The sequence below is a fragment of the Klebsiella sp. Shm-1 genome, assembly GCF_040804525.1.
GTDB lineage: Bacteria > Pseudomonadota > Gammaproteobacteria > Enterobacterales > Enterobacteriaceae > Klebsiella > Klebsiella pneumoniae.
This window is the reverse complement of sequence record NZ_CP161823.1, coordinates 1105941-1126185: the sequence shown is the minus strand read 5'-3', so window position 1 is coordinate 1126185 and position 20245 is coordinate 1105941. Positions and strand designations below refer to the sequence as shown.

The 20245-nt window shown below is 57.9% G+C and carries 19 protein-coding genes and 5 tRNA genes; 7 read left to right on the top strand and 17 right to left on the bottom strand.

Annotation, left to right across the window (positions count from 1 at the left end):
* Nucleotides 1-5 precede the first annotated feature (5 nt).
* The 7 genes from proX to leuA all read left to right on the top strand — a co-directional run bounded on the left by proX (nt 6) and on the right by leuA (nt 7539).
* The gene (proX, locus tag AB1E37_RS05575; RefSeq protein WP_002914330.1) at nt 6-1004 is read left to right on the top strand and encodes a glycine betaine/L-proline ABC transporter substrate-binding protein ProX; all 999 of its coding nucleotides are present in this window, start codon (nt 6-8) and stop codon (nt 1002-1004) included.
* Nucleotides 1005-1181: 177 nt separating this feature from the next.
* Entirely contained in the window at nt 1182-1928 is a 747-nt protein-coding gene (locus AB1E37_RS05570) for an AzlC family ABC transporter permease (protein ID WP_004180986.1), read from the top strand.
* Nucleotides 1918-2253 carry an L-valine transporter subunit YgaH gene (ygaH, locus tag AB1E37_RS05565; protein ID WP_004174712.1) on the top strand — a complete coding sequence of 112 codons (336 nt, stop codon included), beginning with the start codon at nt 1918-1920 and terminating at the stop codon, nt 2251-2253. Before AB1E37_RS05570 ends, ygaH begins: the two co-directional genes overlap by 11 nt.
* A gap of 90 nt (nt 2254-2343) precedes the next feature.
* Entirely contained in the window at nt 2344-2874 is a 531-nt protein-coding gene (gene mprA / locus AB1E37_RS05560; RefSeq protein ID WP_002914337.1) for a transcriptional repressor MprA, read from the top strand.
* 125 nt (nt 2875-2999) lie between these two features.
* Nucleotides 3000-4172 carry a multidrug efflux MFS transporter periplasmic adaptor subunit EmrA gene (gene emrA / locus AB1E37_RS05555; RefSeq protein ID WP_002914339.1) on the top strand — a complete coding sequence of 391 codons (1173 nt, stop codon included), beginning with the start codon at nt 3000-3002 and terminating at the stop codon, nt 4170-4172.
* A gap of 15 nt (nt 4173-4187) precedes the next feature.
* Complete coding sequence (emrB, locus tag AB1E37_RS05550; protein ID WP_002914342.1) at nt 4188-5726, top strand: multidrug efflux MFS transporter permease subunit EmrB; 1539 nt, start codon at nt 4188-4190, stop codon at nt 5724-5726.
* 136 nt (nt 5727-5862) lie between these two features.
* Nucleotides 5863-7539, top strand: a complete 1677-nt coding sequence (gene leuA / locus AB1E37_RS05545) for a 2-isopropylmalate synthase (protein WP_004185353.1) — start codon at nt 5863-5865, stop codon at nt 7537-7539.
* Here leuA and AB1E37_RS05540 read toward each other — a convergent pair.
* From AB1E37_RS05540 to AB1E37_RS05460, 17 genes are all read right to left on the bottom strand, one after another.
* A complete protein-coding gene (locus tag AB1E37_RS05540; protein ID WP_004149452.1) occupies nt 7518-8285 on the bottom strand; it encodes a helix-turn-helix transcriptional regulator in 768 nt (255 codons plus the stop codon). The genes leuA and AB1E37_RS05540 overlap by 22 nt on opposite strands.
* Before the next feature lie 52 nt (nt 8286-8337).
* Nucleotides 8338-8853 (bottom strand): S-ribosylhomocysteine lyase, encoded by a 516-nt coding sequence (gene luxS, locus AB1E37_RS05535; protein ID WP_002914351.1) that lies wholly within the window; start codon nt 8851-8853, stop codon nt 8338-8340.
* Nucleotides 8854-9009: 156 nt separating this feature from the next.
* Entirely contained in the window at nt 9010-10566 is a 1557-nt protein-coding gene (gshA, locus tag AB1E37_RS05530; protein ID WP_002914353.1) for a glutamate--cysteine ligase, read from the bottom strand.
* A gap of 66 nt (nt 10567-10632) precedes the next feature.
* On the bottom strand, nt 10633-11061 hold the full coding sequence (locus tag AB1E37_RS05525) for a YqaA family protein (protein ID WP_002914355.1): 429 nt from the start codon (nt 11059-11061) through the stop codon (nt 10633-10635).
* Entirely contained in the window at nt 11058-11624 is a 567-nt protein-coding gene (gene yqaB, locus AB1E37_RS05520; RefSeq protein WP_004174701.1) for a fructose-1-phosphate/6-phosphogluconate phosphatase, read from the bottom strand. Before yqaB ends, AB1E37_RS05525 begins: the two co-directional genes overlap by 4 nt.
* A gap of 125 nt (nt 11625-11749) precedes the next feature.
* Complete coding sequence (locus AB1E37_RS05515; RefSeq protein WP_002914359.1) at nt 11750-12064, bottom strand: BON domain-containing protein; 315 nt, start codon at nt 12062-12064, stop codon at nt 11750-11752.
* A gap of 354 nt (nt 12065-12418) precedes the next feature.
* Nucleotides 12419-12495: transfer RNA gene (locus tag AB1E37_RS05510), tRNA-Arg, on the bottom strand.
* Nucleotides 12496-12723: 228 nt separating this feature from the next.
* Nucleotides 12724-12800, bottom strand: a tRNA-Arg gene (locus AB1E37_RS05505).
* Between the two features lie 61 nt (nt 12801-12861).
* Nucleotides 12862-12938, bottom strand: a tRNA-Arg gene (locus tag AB1E37_RS05500).
* Between the two features lie 150 nt (nt 12939-13088).
* Nucleotides 13089-13165 (bottom strand) — tRNA-Arg (locus AB1E37_RS05495).
* A gap of 4 nt (nt 13166-13169) precedes the next feature.
* Nucleotides 13170-13262: transfer RNA gene (locus AB1E37_RS05490), tRNA-Ser, on the bottom strand.
* Nucleotides 13263-13584: 322 nt separating this feature from the next.
* On the bottom strand, nt 13585-13770 hold the full coding sequence (gene csrA / locus AB1E37_RS05485) for a carbon storage regulator CsrA (protein ID WP_000906486.1): 186 nt from the start codon (nt 13768-13770) through the stop codon (nt 13585-13587).
* 363 nt (nt 13771-14133) lie between these two features.
* A complete protein-coding gene (gene alaS / locus AB1E37_RS05480; protein ID WP_032448033.1) occupies nt 14134-16761 on the bottom strand; it encodes an alanine--tRNA ligase in 2628 nt (875 codons plus the stop codon).
* A gap of 250 nt (nt 16762-17011) precedes the next feature.
* Complete coding sequence (gene recX / locus AB1E37_RS05475; RefSeq protein ID WP_002914767.1) at nt 17012-17512, bottom strand: recombination regulator RecX; 501 nt, start codon at nt 17510-17512, stop codon at nt 17012-17014.
* A 67-nt stretch (nt 17513-17579) separates the two neighbouring features.
* A complete protein-coding gene (gene recA, locus AB1E37_RS05470; RefSeq protein WP_002914769.1) occupies nt 17580-18638 on the bottom strand; it encodes a recombinase RecA in 1059 nt (352 codons plus the stop codon).
* 90 nt (nt 18639-18728) lie between these two features.
* The gene (gene pncC, locus AB1E37_RS05465; RefSeq protein WP_002914771.1) at nt 18729-19226 is read right to left on the bottom strand and encodes a nicotinamide-nucleotide amidase; all 498 of its coding nucleotides are present in this window, start codon (nt 19224-19226) and stop codon (nt 18729-18731) included.
* 139 nt (nt 19227-19365) lie between these two features.
* Complete coding sequence (locus AB1E37_RS05460) at nt 19366-20244, bottom strand: metal ABC transporter substrate-binding protein (protein ID WP_023286807.1); 879 nt, start codon at nt 20242-20244, stop codon at nt 19366-19368.
* Nucleotide 20245: the final 1 nt, after the last annotated feature.

Below are 20245 nucleotides of genomic sequence, written 5' to 3'. Positions count from 1 at the left end.
CCACCATGCGACATAGTACGATGTTGGCCACCGCCGCCTTTGCCACCCTGCTCGCCACCAGCGCCTTCGCCGCCGACCTGCCGGGTAAAGGGATTACGGTGAAGCCCGCTCAGAGCACTATCTCCGAAGAGAGCTTCCAGACCCTGCTGGTCAGTCGCGCGCTGGAGAAGCTGGGCTACACCGTCGAGAAACCCAGCGAAGTGGACTATAACGTTGCCTATACGTCGATTGCCGCCGGAGATACCACCTTTATCGCCACCAACTGGCAACCGCTGCACGATGACATGTACGCCGCGGCGGGCGGTGATAACAAATTCTATCGCAAAGGAGTGTACGTCTCAGGCGCCGCCCAGGGCTATTTAATCGACAAAAAAACCGCTGAGCAGTACCACATCACCTCCATCGATCAGCTCAAAGATCCGCAGATCGCCAAACTGTTTGATACCAACAATGACGGTAAAGCGGATCTCACCGGCTGTACCCCAGGATGGGGCTGCGAAGCAGTGATTAACCATCAGATTGACGCCTATGGCCTGAGCAAAACCGTCACCCATAACCAGGGCAACTACGCGGCGATGATGGCCGACACCATTGCCCGGTATAAAGAGGGTAAACCGGTGCTCTACTACACCTGGACGCCGTACTGGGTTAGCGACGTGCTGAAGCCTGGCAAGGACGTCGTCTGGCTGCAGGTGCCGTTCTCCTCCCTGCCGGGCGAGCAGAAAAACATCGACACCAAACTGGCCAACGGCGCCAACTATGGCTTCCCGGTGAACACGATGCACATCGTCGCCAACAAAGCCTGGGCGGAGAAAAATCCGGCCGCCGCCACTCTGTTTAGCGTCATGAAGCTGCCGATCGCCGACATCAACGCCGAGAATGCGATGATGCATGAAGGCCATGCTTCCGAAGCCGACATTAACGGCCACGTTGATGGCTGGATCAAAGCCCACCAGCCGCTGTTCGACAGCTGGGTGAAAACCGCCCTCGCCGCGCAGCAGTAAAACCGCTCACGGATAAGGCCCAGCGCCTTATCCAGCCCCCTTGCCCCTTTCTCGTGGCCAGGTCATAGAAAAGCGATTCCAGGAATTTCCATAGTGTTAAGGCGCATCGCGCTCTGTTAAGGTGGAGACATCGGTCAAATTGCCACCTTCACATGGATCCAGCGATAAGTTATTCATATGGAAAACCCCGCGCCCTTAACCTGTGCCTTACCTGAACGCGTCGCCACCGTCGGCGAAGGCATCAAAGACAGTCTCCCCATCGTCATCAGCTACCTTCCGGTGGCATTCGCCTTCGGACTCAATGCCACCCGGCTGGGCTTCACCCCGCTGGAAAGCCTGTTCTTCTCCTGCATTATTTACGCCGGCGCCAGCCAGTTTGTGATCACCGCCATGTTGGCCGCCGGCAGTTCGCTGTGGGTCGCCGCCCTGACGGTGATGGCGATGGATGTCCGCCACGTGCTGTATGGCCCCTCATTGCGCAGCCGCATTCGCTCAGCGCTGGATAAAAAGAAAACCGCCCTCTGGGCCTTCGGCCTGACCGATGAGGTTTTCGCCGCCGCTACCGCCAGGCTGGTTCGCGATAACCGCCGCTGGAGCGAAAACTGGATGCTTGGTCTCGCTTTTACCTCGTGGGCATCGTGGGTGTGCGGCACGCTGGCCGGCGCCTGGTCCGGCAACGGCCTGCTGGTGGATTATCCGGCGGTGGAAGCCGCCCTCGGCTTTATGCTGCCGGCGCTGTTTATGAGCTTCCTGCTGGCCTCTTTCCAGCGTCAGCAGTCACTCTGCGTCACGGCGGCGCTGGCGGGCGCGCTGGGCGGCATTCTGTTATTTTCCATTCCGGCGGCGATCCTCGCCGGAATTGTCTGCGGGTGTCTGACGGCGCTGCTTCAGGCCATGCTCAAGGGGATGCCGGATGAACAGTGAAGTCCTTCTGCTCGGGGTGATAGTCGGCGGCGTCAACTATCTCTTTCGCTATCTTCCTCTGCGTTTGCGCGCCGGCCACGCTCGTCCTGCCCGCCGCGGCCCGGTCAGCGTGCTGCTGGATACTATTGGCATCGCCTCGATTTGCGCGCTGCTGGTGGTCTCCAGCGTGCCGGAGATCCTCGCCGATGCCCATCGCCTGGCGCCGACGCTGACCGGCTTCCTGGTGCTGGGGGCCGCCTTCTGGAAAACCCGCAGCATCATTGTCCCGACCCTGCTGTCGGCGTTTGCCTATGGTCTGGCATGGAAAATCACCAACGGGCTCTAAGCTTTACGTATCAATTTTGGTCAATAATTCATTTGATTTATTTGTCACAATAGTTATTATATCGGCTGTAATTAATGAGGTCATACCCAAATGGATAGTTCGTTTACTCCCATTGAGCAAATGCTCAAGTTTCGCGCCAGCCGCCATGAAGATTTCCCGTTTCAGGAGATCCTGTTAACTCGTCTTTGCATGCATATGCAAGGTAAGCTGCTGGAAAATCGCAATAAAATGCTCAAAGCGCAGGGAATTAACGAGACATTATTTATGGCGCTGATTACGCTGGAGTCACAGGAAAACCACAGCATCCAGCCGTCCGAGCTGAGCTGTGCGCTGGGCTCGTCACGTACCAACGCCACCCGTATCGCTGATGAACTGGAAAAACGCGGCTGGATTGAGCGCCGCGAGAGCGATAACGATCGTCGCTGTTTGCATCTGCAACTGACCGAAAAGGGCCATCAGTTTTTGCGTGAAGTCCTGCCGCCGCAGCATAACTGCCTGCATCAGCTGTGGTCTTCACTTAGCACCAGCGAAAAAGATCAGCTCGAACACATCACCCGCAAACTCCTGAGCCGCCTTGATCAGATGGAAGAAGAAGGCGTGCTAGCGGACTCTCTACGCTAAGGGCGGCGTCGCTCAGCCCATTTTTACGTTGCAAGGAAAACAGCCAGGCCAGCAGATCTCTGCTGGCCTTTCTGATAAACAGGTCGGCTCAGCCGATGTGAAATAATAAGATCGTGGAGAATAACATGAGTGCAAATGCGGAGAGCCAAACCCCGCAGCAACCAGGCAGCAAAAAAGGAAAGCGTAAAGGCGCCCTTCTGTTGCTGACATTGCTCTTCATTATTATTGCCGTGGCATATGGGATTTACTGGTTTCTGGTACTGCGTCACTACGAAGAGACCGACGATGCCTACGTGGCAGGGAATCAGGTACAAATTATGGCTCAGGTCGCGGGCAGCGTGACCAAAGTCTGGGCTGACAACACGGACTACGTGCAGAAAGGCGATCCGCTGGTCACGCTCGATCGGACCGATGCCCAACAGGCGTTTGAAAAGGCTAAGACCCAACTGGCCGCCAGCGTGCGTCAGACCCGCCAGCAGATGATCAACAGCAAGCAGCTGCAGGCAAATATCGACGTCAAAAAAACCGCCCTCGCCCAGGCGCAGGCTGACCTGAACCGCCGCATCCCGCTGGGCGCCGCGAACCTCATTGGCCGCGAAGAGCTGCAGCACGCCCGCGATACCGTCGCCAGCGCACAGGCCGAACTCGACGTGGCAATCCAGCAGTACAACGCCAACCAGGCGATCGTGCTGGGCACCAGGCTGGAACAGCAGCCGGCGGTGCTCCAGGCGGCCACCGAAGTGCGTAACGCCTGGCTGGCCCTGCAGCGTACGCAGATCGTCAGCCCGATTAGCGGCTACGTTTCCCGTCGCTCGGTACAGCCTGGCGCGCAGATTGGCACCACCACGCCGCTGATGGCGGTGGTCCCGGCGACCAACCTGTGGATCGATGCTAACTTTAAAGAGACTCAGCTGGCGCATATGCGTATCGGCCAGCCGGCCACCGTGATCAGCGATATCTATGGCGATGACGTGAAATACACCGGTAAAGTGGTCGGTCTGGATATGGGCACCGGCAGCGCCTTCTCTCTGCTGCCGGCGCAGAATGCCACCGGCAACTGGATCAAAGTGGTACAGCGTCTGCCGGTTCGTATCGAGCTGGATGAAAAACAACTAGCGGAACACCCGCTGCGCATCGGCCTCTCGACGCTGGTGGAAGTCAACACCACCGATCGCGATGGTGAAATGCTGGCCAGCCAGGTGCGGAGCTCCCCGGTTTACGAGAGCAATGCCCGCGAAATCGCTCTCGATCCGGTTAATAAGCTGATAGACGAGATCATTCAGGCCAACGCCGGATAATTCGGGGTGAGTGTAATGCAACAGCAAAAACCGCTGGAAGGCGCGCAGCTGGTCATTATGACCATTGCGCTGTCGCTCGCGACGTTCATGCAGGTGCTGGATTCCACTATCGCCAACGTGGCGATCCCGACCATTGCCGGCAACCTTGGCTCGTCGCTGAGCCAGGGGACCTGGGTCATCACCTCGTTCGGGGTCGCTAACGCCATCTCCATCCCGATCACCGGCTGGCTGGCCAAGCGCGTCGGCGAGGTGAAGCTGTTCCTGTGGTCAACCACCGCCTTCGCCATTGCCTCCTGGGCCTGCGGCGTCTCCAACAGCCTGACGATGCTGATTTTCTTCCGCGTCATTCAGGGGATCGTCGCCGGGCCGCTGATCCCGCTGTCGCAAAGTCTGCTGCTCAGCAACTATCCCCCGGCGAAGCGCTCTATCGCTCTGGCGCTGTGGTCGATGACGGTGATTGTCGCGCCCATCTGCGGTCCGATCCTCGGCGGCTATATCAGCGATAACTATCACTGGGGCTGGATCTTCTTTATCAACGTGCCCATTGGCGTGGCGGTGGTGCTGATGACCCTGCAGACCCTGCGCAACCGGGAAACCAAAACCGAACAGCGGCGGATCGACGGCGTCGGTCTGGCGCTGCTGATCATCGGTATCGGTAGCCTGCAGGTGATGCTGGACCGGGGTAAAGAGCTGGACTGGTTCTCCTCCAATGAGATTATCATTCTGACCATCGTGGCGGTGGTGGCGATAAGCTTCCTGATCGTCTGGGAGCTAACCGACGATAACCCGATTGTCGATCTGTCGCTATTTAAGTCGCGCAACTTCACCATCGGCTGCCTCTGTATCAGTCTGGCCTATATGCTCTACTTCGGCGCCATCGTGCTGCTGCCGCAGCTGTTGCAGGAGGTATACGGCTACACCGCGACCTGGGCCGGCCTGGCGTCGGCGCCGGTGGGGGTGATCCCGGTCATTCTGTCGCCGATTATCGGCCGCTTCGCGCATAAGCTCGACATGCGGCGGCTGGTCACCTTCAGCTTTATTATGTACGCGGTCTGCTTCTACTGGCGCGCCTGGACCTTCGAACCGGGGATGGACTTTGGCGCCTCGGCGTGGCCACAGTTTATCCAAGGCTTCGCGGTGGCCTGCTTCTTCATGCCGTTGACCACCATCACCCTCTCCGGCCTGCCGCCGGAGCGGCTGGCGGCGGCGTCGAGCCTGTCGAACTTCACCCGTACCCTTGCCGGCTCCATCGGGACCTCGATCACCACCACCCTGTGGACCAACCGCGAGGCGCTGCATCATGCGCAGCTCACCGAATCGGTGACCCCCTTTAACCCCAACGCGCAGCAGATATACGATCAGCTGCAGGGCATGGGAATGACGCAGCAGCAGGCGTCCGGCTGGATAGCGCAGCAGATAACCAACCAGGGGCTCATTATCTCCGCCAACGAAATCTTCTGGATTTCTGCGGCTATTTTCATCCTGCTGTTGGGGCTGGTGTGGTTCGCCAGACCACCGTTCAGCGCCGGCGGCGGCGGCGGCGGCGCGCACTAGGCCTCACATAAAGGGACCTCCGGGTCCCTTTTTTACGGCGTCAGGTTGTCCAGTTCTCGCTAGTTTCTGTCTCGTTTGCGAAAGCCCGTCACCCTGCGCTCGGGCAGGATAAAGGCTGACCATTAAGGAGAACACTATGCTGAGCCATCCTGCTGAAAAGTACCGTCCCTATCCGCCGATCGCCCTGCCTGACCGCCGCTGGCCAGACCGGCAAATCAGCCACGCCCCGCGCTGGCTGTCGACTGACCTGCGCGACGGCAACCAGGCGCTGGCGGAGCCCATGGACAGCGCCCGCAAACTGCAGTTCTGGGATCTGCTGCTGGAGTGCGGCTTTAAAGAGATTGAAGTCGCCTTCCCTTCCGCCTCACAAACCGATTTCAACTTTGTCCGCCAGCTGATTGACGAACAGCGCATCCCGGAGGATGTCACCATCCAGGTGCTGACCCAGGCGCGAGACCCGCTGATCCTGCGCACCTTTGAGGCGCTGCGCGGCGCCCGCCGGGCTACCGTCCACCTCTACAATGCCACCGCGCCGCTGTTCCGCGAGCTGGTTTTCGGCATGGACAAGGCCGAGGTGATCGCCCTCGCGACCCGCGCCACCCGGCTTATCCGTCAGCAGTGCGAACAGCAGCCGGAGACCCGCTGGCAATATGAATATTCGCCTGAAACCTTCTGCTTCACCGAGCCCGAGTTTGCGCTTGAGATTTGCGAAGCGGTGGCGGATGTCTGGCAGCCCTGCGCCGAGCGACCGATGATCGTCAATCTGCCGGCGACGGTGGAAGTCAACACCCCCAACGTCTATGCCGATCAGATCGAGTATTTTTGCCGCCACTTCTCCCGCCGCGGCGAGGTCTGCATCAGCGTGCACCCGCATAACGATCGCGGCACCGGCGTCGCCAGCGCCGAGCTGGCGGTGATGGCCGGCGCCGATCGGGTAGAAGGCTGCCTGTTTGGCAACGGCGAACGCACCGGCAACGTCTGTCTGGTGACTTTGGCGATGAACCTCTACAGCCAGGGCATCGACCCTGAGCTTCGCTTCGAGCAGATGAACCGGGTGGTGGAGGTGGTGGAAAACTGCAACCAGATCCCCGTTCACCCGCGCCACCCGTGGGCGGGAAGTCTGGCTTACACCGCCTTCTCCGGCTCCCATCAGGATGCGATCAAAAAAGGGTTTGATGCCCGTCAGCCTGGCGATCCGTGGCAGATGCCCTACCTGCCCATTGACCCGCAGGATATTGGCTGCAGCTATGAGGCGGTGATCCGCGTCAACAGCCAGTCGGGGAAGAGCGGCAGCGCCTGGCTTATCGAACAAAATCATGGTCTGAAACTGCCCCGCGGGCTGCAGCAGGACTTCAGCCAGCACGTTCAGCAGGCCACCGATAGCGACGGCAAAGAGATGACCCACCATGCGCTGTGGCAGCTGTTCCGCACGCGCTACGGGCTGCAGGCGCAGCCGGCGCTGACGCTGCTCGATTATCAGAGCGCCAGCCAGCAGGATGGCCAGCTTTCCCTGCAGGCAACGCTGCGTCACCACGGCGAAACCCGACGCCTGCAGGGCCAGGGCAACGGCCTGCTCTCCGCCGCAGCCAGCGGGCTCAGCGCGCTGTTTCGGCAGCCGTTTATGATCAAGGACTATCATGAGCATACCCTCGGCGCGCGCAGCGACAGCCGGTCGGTGGCCTATATCCGCTGCGTTTTTCCGCAAGGAGAAAGCTACTGGGGCGTGGGTATCGATAATGACGTGGCGCGCGCCTCGCTGCAGGCGCTGTGCAATGCGCTCAGCGCCGCCGATCAGGCCGGGGGACGAAAATAGTCGCTGGGGGCGACGCCCATCACCCGACGAAACATGGCGCTGAAGGCGCTGTGGCTACCGTAGCCCAGCTCCAGCGCCACCCGCAGCACGGAGTGGCCCTGCGCCAGGCGCACCAGCGCTTCCATTAGCTTCGCCCGGCGCACCCACTCGCTCCACGTCAGGCTAGTCTGCTGCTGAAAATGGCGGTTTAGGGTTCGCTCGCTCATGCTGCACGCCTTCGCCGCCTGGCCGCTGCTCCAGGCCTCGCCCGGCGCCTCGCGTACCTGCTGGCACAGCCGACGCAGCGTTTCGCTTTGCGGCTCCGGCAGGCCAAACGGCAGGATCGCCATCCCGCGGATCTCATCGAGGATCAGTTCATAAATTCTTTCGTCGCGGCTGGCGGGGGCATAGCGTTCCGCCAGCGCCAGGGATGACACGATCAGTTCCCGCAGCAGCGGCGTGATCTGTACGATCTGGCAGCCCGCCGGAAGATCGGCGCGCGCCAGCGGATCGATAAACAGGGTGCGTGCCGCCACGTTGCCGGTCATGCGCAGCGCGTGCGGCGTTCCCGCCGGCAGCCAGACGCCGCGCCCGGGCGGCACCACCCAGTAGCCTACCGGCGTCGCGACCCGCACCACGCCGCTTAGTATATGCAGCAGCTGGGCGCAGTCATGCTGATGCCAGTCTTCCTGGTCACCGTGGGCATAATCATGGGCAAAGGGCACCAAAGGGCGGTGCTGAAAGGAGAAGGAAAGCGTCGTCGTCATCGCGGCGTCAGAAGAGCGGCCCGGCGACAGGCGTCGGGCCGTGGCGGAAGCACTAGATGTGCAGTTCCTGCAGTTTTTCTTTCGGCAACGCCAGTTCGTCGTTGCTGTTGATGCGCACATCGCGCTCAATGATATGGCGAGCGATGTCCTGGGCCTCTTCCAGCGAGTGCATGGTGTAAGTCCCGCACTGGTAGACGTTGAGCTCCGGGATCTGGTTCTGATCTTTCACCTTAAGCACATCGGCCATCGCCGCTTTCCAGGCGTCAGCGACGCGCTGCTCGTCCGGCGTACCAATCAGGCTCATATAGAAGCCGGTGCGGCAGCCCATTGGCGAAATGTCGATAATTTCCACGCCATTCCCGTTCAGATGATCGCGCATAAAGCCCGCGAACAGATGCTCCAGGGTGTGGATACCGCGTTCCGGCATCACTTCCTGGTTCGGTACGCAGAAGCGCAGATCGAAAACGGTGATTTCATCGCCATGCGGCGTGTTCATTTTCTTCGCGACACGCACCGCTGGGGCTTCCATTCGGGTATGGTCGACTGTGAAACTATCTAACAACGGCATTCGTCACCTCCGGGAGTGAATTTTTTTAAAATAAAATGAACTCTTTGTTCAGCCGCGAGTCTCAGTATATGAAAGACGCGCATTTATTATCATCATCATCCCTGAATCAGAGATGAAAGTTTGGCCACAGTGATGTGGCCTTTTTCTTTTCCAGCGCTACGCGTGCCGCGCCAGCAGCGCCTCAAACGGCTCGCTGTCTTCAGCTTCCACTTTCTTCTGTCGCGCCACCGACGCGTCGCGCTCGGCGATAAAATCGTCTTCGCTCAGGATCTCCAGCGGCTCTTCGCGCAGCTGCGTCCGGTAACGATCGGCAAGCGCACGGCCGGTACCGCCAATGCCTTCTTCAATCATAGAACGCAGAATGCGGGCTGAGAAGGTTAATTCCGGATCGTCAAAGCAGGCCAGCAGCTCGTCGCAGACCTGCTGATATGCCTGGCCACCGTGGATACTGTCCAGGGTCTGCGCCACGCGGCGTAAATCGCGGAACAGATCTTTGCCCACCTGAGCCAGCGGGAACTGCGCGCTTTCGCAGCCAATCCCCAGCGTTAAGCCCGGCTTACGCCCTTCCAGAATAACCCGATTCCAGTTGGTGCGGGTGCACAGCAGCTCATCGCTGCTCATCTCCGGCGCGTCGGCCAGCGCGCACCAGACCATAAACAGGTCGAGGAAACGCACCTGCTGGGCGTCAACGCCGATCGGCGAGAACGGATTGATATCCAGCGAACGCACTTCGATATACTCAATACCACCGCGCAACAGCGCATCGGACGGGGTTTCGCCCCGACGGGTGACGCGTTTCGGGCGGATCGGCGCATAAAGTTCATTTTCAATCTGCAGAATGTTGCTGTTGATCTGCAGATACTTGCCGTCTTTCTGCAGCCCGATTTTGGCGTACTCTTCCGACGGCGTTTTAATCGCCCGCTTCAATCCTGCCACATACTCGTGCAGATCGTTAAACGTAATTCCGAGATTGCTTTGCGACTTATTGGTATAACCAAGGTCGCTGAGGCGCAGCGAGGTGGCATACGGCAGGTAATACATGCCGTTGCCCGTTTCCTCAAAGGGCAGCGTTGTCGGTTTGCCTTGCAGGAATGAGGAGCAAATCGCCGGCGAGGCGCCAAACAGATAGGGGATCACCCAGCCAAAGCGATAGTAGTTACGAATTGAGCGGAAATAGCCCGCCGAAATGGCCTCTTTACCACTCTCGGCATCTTCCACACCACATTTTGCCTGCCAGAAGGCCATCGGTAGGGAGAAGTTATAGTGCACGCCGGAGATAGTCTGCATCAGCGCGCCATAGCGATTCTTCAGCCCCTCGCGATATAGCGTTTTCAGGCGCCCCACGTTAGAGGTGCCGTACTGCGCCAGCTCAATATCCTGACCGGGGGCGATATAGCATGGCATGCTCAGCGGCCACATCCGCTCGTCGCCAAGCTGACGCGCGGTATAGCGATGGACATCGCGCATAAAGGTCAGCATATGCTCAATATCGCCATCTACTGGCGTAATGAACTCAAGTAAAGCTTCGGCAAAATCGGTGGTAATCCATTTATGCGTTAGCGCTGAGCCTAACGCCGGAGGGTGACCGGTCGTTGCAAGGGTGCCGTCTGCGTTCACGCGCAGCGTTTCCCGCTCCAGACCACGTTGAATACCCTGCAGAGCCTGCGGATGTTTTTCCAGCCAGGCCAGCGCCTGTGATACGTCCGGGATCAATTTGACCTCCCGCCTGTCGAAATCGTTTGAATAAGCATAATTGTAATGGATGAACTGTCAGTCCAATTAGTGCCACCACGTCATGCCCTGAAGCGTCGCTGCCGCAATAGCGATATAGCGCAGCGCCTTACCAAGGCATAAGAAAAAGAGTACCGGTCCCCAGGAAATGCGCATCCATCCCGCCAGCAAACACAGTAAATCGCCGACAACCGGCGCCCAGCTCAGTAAGAGCGTGACCGCGCCGTAGCGCTTAAGCCAGCCGGCCGCCCGCTCCTGCCAGCGCGAGGTTTTGCGCAGCGGAAACAAGCGCCCCAGAATAACGTTAGTTACCCCTCCAAGGCTATTGCCGATTGTTGCTATTAATACTAACCACCACGGATGACTGACCCCCGCAAGTAGCATAGCCACCAGCACAACCTCCGAATTGCCGGGGAGCAGCGTGGCGCTTAAAAAGCTACTGGCAAACAGCGAGGTGAGTGACAGCGCGTCGCTCACAGCAAACGCACGTCAACTGCGTCCATTCCCGCGCGCTTCGCCGCCTGCAGACCAAAGTCGGCATCTTCGAAGACGACGCATTTTTCCGGCGCGACGCCCATGCGCTCGGCGCACAGCAGGAAGGTATCGGGAGCGGGTTTATGGTTGACCACATGATCGGCCGCCACCACCGCGGAGAAGTAATGACGCAGCCCCAGGTGCGCCAGCAGCGCTTCGGCGACGGCGCTCTCGCTGCCGGTTCCCACCGACATCGGGCGACGGCCGTGCCATGCCTTAACCACCTCAATCAGCGGCAACGGGCGTACGCTGTCCAGCAGCATCGCTTTGACGGCCTGGGTTTTTTCCTGCGCCAGGCGATGTGGATCGAGATCGGCCTGGTTGAGTTCGATAATCGCCTGGGCGATTCGCCAGGTTGGTGAGCCATTGAGCGCGACCATCGCCTGTTCGTCGAAACGCATACCGTAGCGGCCCAACACCTCGTTCCATGCCTGCCGATGGGTCGGCTCGGTATCGAGAATGGTGCCATCCATATCAAAGATCAGTCCTGCGTAACCTTCGTACATTGTCTTCTCACCAACCGGTTTGGGAATGATTACTGTAACGCAAAAGCCCGCCGTTGTCGCGGCCAGCGGCGCAGACGACAAAGGCGCCCTCAGGCGCCCCCAAACATTAGGCCGGATAACCAGCCTTATTTAATACGCAGATCGTTCTCGACCATTCGCACGCCCTGCACTCGGCGTGTGACTTCTACGGCTCGTTTAGCGCTCTCCGCGGAGGAGACAAATCCGCTCAGCTGGACGCGGCCTTTAAAGGTCTGGACGCTAATTTCTGAGGACTTAATGTCTTTATCGTTAAAGAGCGCCGTTTTCACCTTGGTGGTCACCACGGTATCGTCAATATAGCCGCCCGTACTCTCCTTTGTAGCCGATCCCGCACAGCCAGCGAGGGCCGTCGTTACCAGCAGCGTCGCGCAAAAAGCAGGTATTGCTTTGAACCATTTCATGGATTTCTCTCCTTGCATTTATCTCAGCCTGATAACGCTGATATACAAGGATAAATTATAGTGGAAAGCGCGTCTTGCCAATAAAAAAGTCAGGATGAAGCCAGTGATGGAAAACGAGGTAATCGGGATGGTGAGAGAAGAGTGAAGATTATGCATTCAGAACGGGTGCGGCGATAATTTCGCAGCCTATGCAACAACATCGTCGTTGTTACTGAGGAGAATATGGTGCATCCGGGAGGATGACTCGGCTACGCCTCGCCCTTCGGGCCGTTGCTTACGCAACGTTATCCCCCTGGTGCTGGCGATGATTTCGCAGACCATAAAACAACGTCGTCGCTGTTACTAAGGAGAATATGGTGCATCCGGGAGGATTCGAACCTCCGACCGCTCGGTTCGTAGCCGAGTACTCTATCCAGCTGAGCTACGGATGCATCGGGAAAGCTATTTTACTGCGGGGTTACTCTCCTGGCACTTACGATGGTTTCGCAAACCAAATAACAACAATGTTGCTGTTACTAAGGAGAATATGGTGCATCCGGGAGGATTACTCGGCTGCGCCTCGCCCTACGGGCCGTTGCTTACGCAACGTTATCCTCCCTGGTGCTGGCGATAATTTCGCAGACCATAAAACAACATCGTCGCTGTTATCAAGGAGAATATGGTGCATCCGGGAGGATTCGAACCTCCGACCGCTCGGTTCGTAGCCGAGTACTCTATCCAGCTGAGCTACGGATGCATCGGGATTACTGCTGTAATTCTGATATCAAATTTCGCGATTTGCCATTCTTATTAAAGAATGGTGCATCCGGGAGGATTCGAACCTCCGACCGCTCGGTTCGTAGCCGAGTACTCTATCCAGCTGAGCTACGGATGCATCGGGAAACTTGCTTTACTACGCGTCAGTGTCACAACTAACACATGCCACACTGAGTATGATGGCCTAATCGGTAGAGTGACTCGATTATGCCTCGCACTGCGGGCCGCTGCTTTCACAGCGCTCTTCTCTCTTAATTCAGAAAGAAGATGGTGCATCCGGGAGGATTCGAACCTCCGACCGCTCGGTTCGTAGCCGAGTACTCTATCCAGCTGAGCTACGGATGCAAAATGGCGGTGAGGCGGGGATTCGAACCCCGGATGCAGCTTTTGACCGCATACTCCCTTAGCAGGGGAGCGCCTTCAGCCTCTCGGCCACCTCACCACACACGCCTCTTTCGAGTGCTTCGAAGAACTTGTTTCTGCTCTTCGTCGCTGCGATGGCGCACATATTACTTTCTGGTACTTATAAGTCAAACACTTTTTCGAGACCTTTTTTCGTTTGCACACTTCGCACGCAATTCGCGTGCAAAAACGGCAAAAAGGGCAATTTATCAACAGGAAATCAGCCCTGACGCTGGCATAACGCCAAACGACCAAAGCGGCAAAGGGTAATGAAAAGCGGTATGGCGCAGGGGGAAAAAACAGAAAAAGGGAAAAAGCGGCGGTAAGTGATGCGCCTCACTGCACAGCGAGGCGCGGAAACCTTAGTAACTGGACTGCTGGGATTTTTCAGCCTGAATACGCTGGTAGATCTCTTCACGGTGAACAGACACTTCTTTAGGGGCGTTTACGCCAATACGAACCTGGTTACCCTTCACCCCTAAAACTGTCACAGTGACCTCATCTCCAATCATGAGGGTCTCACCAACTCGACGAGTCAGAATCAGCATTCTTTGCTCCTTGAAAGATTAAAAGAGTCGGGTCTCTCGTATCCCGGCATTATCCATCATATAACGCCAAAAAGTAAGCGATGACAAATACCTTAGGGTATAAGCAGTCATGGCATCACATTCTGTTAAACCTAAGTTTAGCCGATATACACAATTTCAACCCGACTTTATCGTTATCAGTGTTTCTGACGCAAGGTGCCATAACCCTCTGGTTATGGCACCTATACCCCTCATACTTCAAGTTGCATGTGTGTTGGCTTTCCTCGCTCACCCCAGTCACTTACTTGAGTAAGCTCCTGGGGATTCGCTGCGTCGCCGCCTTCCTGCAACTCGAATTATTTAGGGTAAATGCGTTTATAGTTATTACAGTTTTGCGCTGACCCAGCCTTTCACACTGGCTAACGCTGCAGGGAGAGCAGACGCATCGGTACCACCGGCCTGCGCCATATCCGGACGACCGCCCCCTTTACCGCCCACCTGCTGGGCGACCATACCAACCAGCTCCCCTGCTTTCACGCGGTCTGTCACATCCTTAGACACACCTGCAATCAGAGAAACCTTACCATCCGCTACCGTAGCTAATACAACGATCGTCGAACCGAGTTGGTTCTTCAGATCGTCAACCATGGTACGCAGCATTTTCGGCTCAACGCCGGTCAGTTCGCTGACCAGCAGCTTAACGCCGTTAATCTCTTCCGCTTTGCTGGAGAGGTTTGCGCTCTCCTGCGCCGCAGCCTGCTCTTTCAGCTGCTGCAGCTCTTTTTCCAGCTGGCGGGTACGCTCCAGCGCGGCGCGAACCTTATCGCCGAGATTGTGGCTGTCACCCTTCAGCAGCTGAGCGATATCATTGAGCTGATCGCTCTGCGCATGCAGGATGGCCATCGCGCCTTCGCCAGTCACCGCTTCGATACGGCGCACGCCAGCAGCGGTGCCAGACTCTGACGTGATGCGGAACAGGCCGATATCGCCGGTACGCGCCGCGTGAGTCCCGCCGCACAGCTCCGTGGAGAAGTCGCCCATCCGCAGAACGCGCACGCGGTCGTCGTATTTCTCGCCAAACAGCGCCATGGCGCCGGATGCGCGCGCGGCATCGATATCCATAATGTTGGTTTCGATAGCCAGGTTACGACGGATCTGCGCGTTGACCAAGTCTTCCACCGCACGAATTTCTTCCGGCTTCATCGCTTCAAAATGCGAGAAGTCAAAGCGCAGCGCTTTATCATTGACCAGCGAACCTTTCTGCGCCACATGGGTGCCGAGCACCTGGCGCAGCGCCGCGTGCATCAGGTGCGTCGCGGAGTGGTTGAGACGGATACGCTGACGGCGAGCCTCATCTACGTCGGCCTGCACCGCGTCACCCACTTTCAGTGTGCCGCTGGCGACTTTACCGATATGACCAATAGCCTGGCCGTACTTCTGCGTGTCGCTGACTGCGAAGGAGAAGCCCGCGCCTTTTAATTCGCCTTTATCGCCCACCTGGCCGCCGGACTCCGCATAGAACGGGGTCTGGTCAAGGATCACCACCGCTTCCTGGCCAGCGCTAACGCTATCCACCGCTTTGCCGTCGATAAACAGGGCGGTAACCTTGCCGTTCAGCTCCAGATGATCGTAGCCTTTAAATTCAGAGGCGCCGTCAACGCGGATCATCGCATTATAGTCGGCGCCGAAACCGCTGGACTCGCGCGCGCGGCGGCGCTGCTCTTCCATCGCGGCTTCAAAACCAGCTTCGTCAACCTTGATGTTGCGCTCGCGGCACACATCGGCGGTCAGGTCGACCGGGAAGCCGTAGGTGTCGTACAGACGGAAGGCGGTTTCGCCGTCCAGGGTGTCGCCTTTCAGCTTCGACAGCTCCTCATCCAGCAGCGCCAGGCCGCGCTCGAGGGTGCGGGCAAACTGCTCTTCTTCGGTTTTCAGCACCTGCTCAACCTGAGCCTGCTGCTGCTTCAGCTCGTCGCCGGCGGAGCCCATCACATCGATCAGCGGGGCAACCAGTTTCCAGAAGAAGGTGTCCTTCGCGCCCAGCATGTTGCCGTGACGGATCGCGCGGCGAATGATACGACGCAGCACGTAGCCGCGGTTTTCATTCGACGGGATCACGCCGTCGGCAACCAGGAAGGCGCAGGAGCGAATGTGGTCGGCGATAACGCGCAGCGACTTGTTCGTCAGATCGGTCGCGCCGGTGACTTTCGCCACGCTGGCGATCAGATCGCGGAACAGGTCGATGTCATAGTTGGAGTTAACGTGCTGCAGCACCGCGGCAATACGCTCCAGACCCATACCGGTGTCGACGGACGGCTTCGGCAGCGGCTCCATGGTACCGTCAGCCTGACGGTTGAACTGCATGAAGACGATGTTCCAAATCTCAATGTAACGGTCGCCATCTTCTTCCGGGCTTCCCGGAGGGCCGCCCCAGATATGATCGCCGTGGTCAAAGAAGATTTCGGTGCACGGGCCGCACGGACCGGTGTCGCCCATCTGCCAGAAGTTGTCAGAAGCAAACGGCGCGCCTTTGTTGTCGCCGATGCGGATAATACGCTCGCGCGGAACGCCTACTTCATTGGCCCAGATGTCGAAAGCTTCGTCATCGGTCTCGTAAACGGTAACCCACAGTTTTTCTTTCGGCAGCGCGAACCAGTTCTCACCGGTCAGCAGTTCCCACGCGTATTTGATGGCATCCTGCTTGAAGTAATCGCCAAAGCTGAAGTTGCCCAGCATTTCAAAGAAGGTGTGGTGACGCGCGGTGTAACCGACGTTTTCCAGATCGTTGTGTTTACCACCCGCACGCACGCAACGCTGTGCGGTGGTCGCACGCGAATAATTACGTTTGTCGAGACCAAGGAAGACATCCTTGAACTGGTTCATCCCTGCATTGGTAAACAGCAGGGTCGGATCGTTGTGCGGCACCAGGGAGCTGCTGGCAACTACCTGATGTCCCTTGCTATGGAAAAAGTCGAGAAACGCCTGACGGATCTCAGCGGTGCTCTTGCTCATAATTATCCTGAAATCAAGCTACACGTCATCCTTCAAGTCGCCTCTGTCCTGGCTGCGCTTGCTCTTCCGGCACCGAACTGACGTACGTTGCGAAAGAGAGTCTCTCTTGCCGCCCTGATGCAGCTTGAATGATTTTGTGTAAAGGAATAATCGCCCAGGCCGCTGCCTGCACAGTCACAACCAGCGGCCCGACGGAATAAAGTGGGAATAAGATAAGTTTTCTTTACGGCGAAGTAAAATCCCGGATGGGTCAATCTGCAAAATTTCGCCAGATTTCCTGGATATCTTCCATCAGGTAGCCGCGGTAAAGCAGGAATCGCTGAACTTTCACTTTTTCAGTAAAGGCGGAAGGTAACGGTTCGCCGTATTTACGCTGTGCCTGCTCCCTGGCAAGGCTCACCCAGTCGATATCGCATTCGCGCATCGCCTGGTCAACGACCTGGCGCGCAATGCCTTTCTGGCTGAGCTCCTGGCGAATGCGCGCCGGACCATAGCCTTTGCGGCTCCGGCTGGCGATGAACTGGCCGACGAAGCGGTTGTCGTCAAGGTAGCGGTTTTCGATACACCAGGCGACAACCTGCTCCAGCTCGTCGGGGGTGGCGTCCAGCGCCTCAGGACCGTTTTTGCTCATCACCGGAGCGACCAGCTTGCGTCGCAGCTCCTGCTCGCTGTGGTCGCGCATCGCCAGAATGCGGATAGCACGGTCCAGCAGGCGGGCGTAGCCGGAGCGGCGTGATGAAGGTTCAGTCACAGGCACCTCGATAATCTCACAAAGCAAAAGGGCTGCCTAAGCAGCCCTGTCAGTCTTGCAGACGATATCAGAAATCCTGTTCGGTTTCTTCTGCGTCGTTGCCGTCAACAACGAAGTCTGGCTTCGCATCCTGATTGTTGAGCAGCAGTTCGCGCACTTTCTTCTCAATCTCTTTCGCCGCCGCCGGGTTCTCTTTCAGCCAGGTGATCGCGTTCGCTTTACCCTGACCGATTTTGTCGCCGTTGTAGCTATACCAGGCACCCGCTTTCTCAATCAGCTTCTCTTTCACGCCGAGGTCTACCAGCTCGCCGTAGAAGTTGATGCCTTCGCCGTAGAGGATCTGGAATTCGGCCTGTTTAAACGGCGCGGCGATCTTGTTTTTCACCACTTTGACGCGGGTTTCGCTGCCGACGACATTGTCGCCCTCTTTCACCGCGCCGATGCGGCGAATGTCCAGACGCACAGAGGCGTAGAACTTCAGCGCGTTACCACCGGTAGTGGTTTCCGGGTTACCGAACATCACGCCAATTTTCATACGGATCTGGTTGATAAAGATCAGCAGCGTGTTGGACTGCTTCAGGTTACCCGCCAGCTTACGCATCGCCTGGCTCATCATACGCGCCGCAAGGCCCATGTGAGAGTCGCCGATTTCGCCTTCGATTTCCGCTTTCGGCGTCAACGCCGCGACGGAGTCGACGACGATAACATCAACCGCACCAGAGCGCGCCAGCGCGTCACAGATCTCCAGCGCCTGCTCGCCGGTGTCCGGCTGAGAACATAGCAGGTTGTCGATATCGACGCCCAGTTTGCGTGCATAGACAGGATCCAGCGCATGTTCAGCATCGATGAACGCACAGGTTTTACCTTCACGCTGCGCTGCGGCGATAACCTGCAGCGTCAGGGTGGTTTTACCGGAGGATTCCGGACCGTAGATCTCGACGATACGGCCCATTGGCAGACCGCCGGCGCCCAGCGCGATATCCAGAGAAAGCGAGCCGGTGGAGATGGTTTCCACATCCATGGTGCGGTCTTCACCCAGGCGCATGATGGAGCCTTTACCGAATTGCTTTTCGATCTGGCCCAGTGCAGCCGCCAACGCTTTCTGTTTGTTTTCGTCGATCGCCATTGTTACTCCTAATCATGCAGGGTAAAGCGTGTTCGCTTCGCCGTTAATATTTGTTCAGTTGAGGCAATTATACTGTATAGTCATACAGTATCAAGTGTTTTGTAGAAATTGTTGCCAGAGCAGATTTAGCGCATAGGCCGTCGCCTGACGACGCACCGCTTCGCGGTCTCCGGCAAAGCATTCCCGCCGCGTCACCCCTTGCCCGCTCACGCTGGCGACGCCGAACCATACCGTGCCGACCGGCTTTTCGACGCTGCCGCCATCCGGCCCGGCGACGCCGCTAACGGAGATGGCATAATCCGCACGCGCCGCGCGCAGCGCGCCAATCGCCATCTCCACCACCACCGGTTCGCTTACCGCGCCGTTGTCGCGCAGCGTCGCTTCGCTGACGCCGATCATTTGCGATTTAGCTTCGTTGCTGTAGGTGACAAAGCCGCGTTCAAACCACGCCGAGCTGCCGGCAATATCGGTGATCGCTTTAGCAATCCAGCCGCCGGTACAGGATTCCGCCGTGGTCACCGTCGCCCCACGCGCCTTCAGCGCCCGGCCAATCTTCTCGCTTAGCTGCATTAATTCTGAATCGGTCATTATCGCCCCGCTTTGCTCTGGATAAAGAGGCCATCAAAGATAGCACTTTCGACAGAGATATGGGGATGAAGTGGCGATTTTACGAGGGGGGATCCAGAAATGGGTCGTCCTGTGATAACCAGGACGACCAGACAACCTGTTACTTCATGCTGTTAGCGATAAGCTCAACGTTGTGACGCATCATTTTGACGTAACTATCGGCGACGCCGCCCGGCTTAGATAGCGCTTCCGGATAGAGTTCGCCCCCCGGCTGCGCGCCGGTGGCGCTGGCAATCTGCTTCACCAGCCGCGGGTCAAGCTGGTTCTCCATAAACCAGGTATGGACGCCATCCGCTTTGATTTGCTTAATCAGCGCCGCCACCTGCGCCGCGCTGGCCTCGCTCTCTGAAGAGAGCCCCTGTGGCGCGAGGAAGGTCACGTGATAAGCCCGGCCAAAATAGCCGAAAGCGTCATGGCTGGTCAGGACCTTGCGCTTGGCCAGCGGAATGGCGCTGAATTGCGCTTTCGCCCAGCCGTCGAGAGACGTCAGCTGGTCGATATAGCGCTTGCCGCTGCTGGTCAACGCCGCTTTATCTTCCGGGTCGGCTTTCACCAGACCATCGAGGATATTCTGCGCATACAATGCGCCGTTCGCTGCGCTGTTCCAGGCGTGGGGATCGGTCACCGTTTTACCCTCTTCATCAAGGGCATGGGTCTTGACGCCTTTCGATGCCACCACCAGCTCGCCCTTAAAACCAGAGGCCTTAATCAGGCGATCCAGCCACCCTTCCAGCCCCAGGCCGTTAACCACCACCACGTCGGCCTTGCTGAGCAGCGCGCTATCCTTCGGCGACGGTTCGAAGGTGTGCGGATCGCCGTCCGGGCCGACCAGGGTATCCACATGGACATGCTCCCCGCCGACCTGCTGCGCTATATCACCCAACACCGAAAAACTGCTTACCACATTCAGCGTTTTCGCCATGGCCCCCTGCGCCATCAGGCCGAGGGCCAGCGCGACCACTATTGCACTACGTTTCATC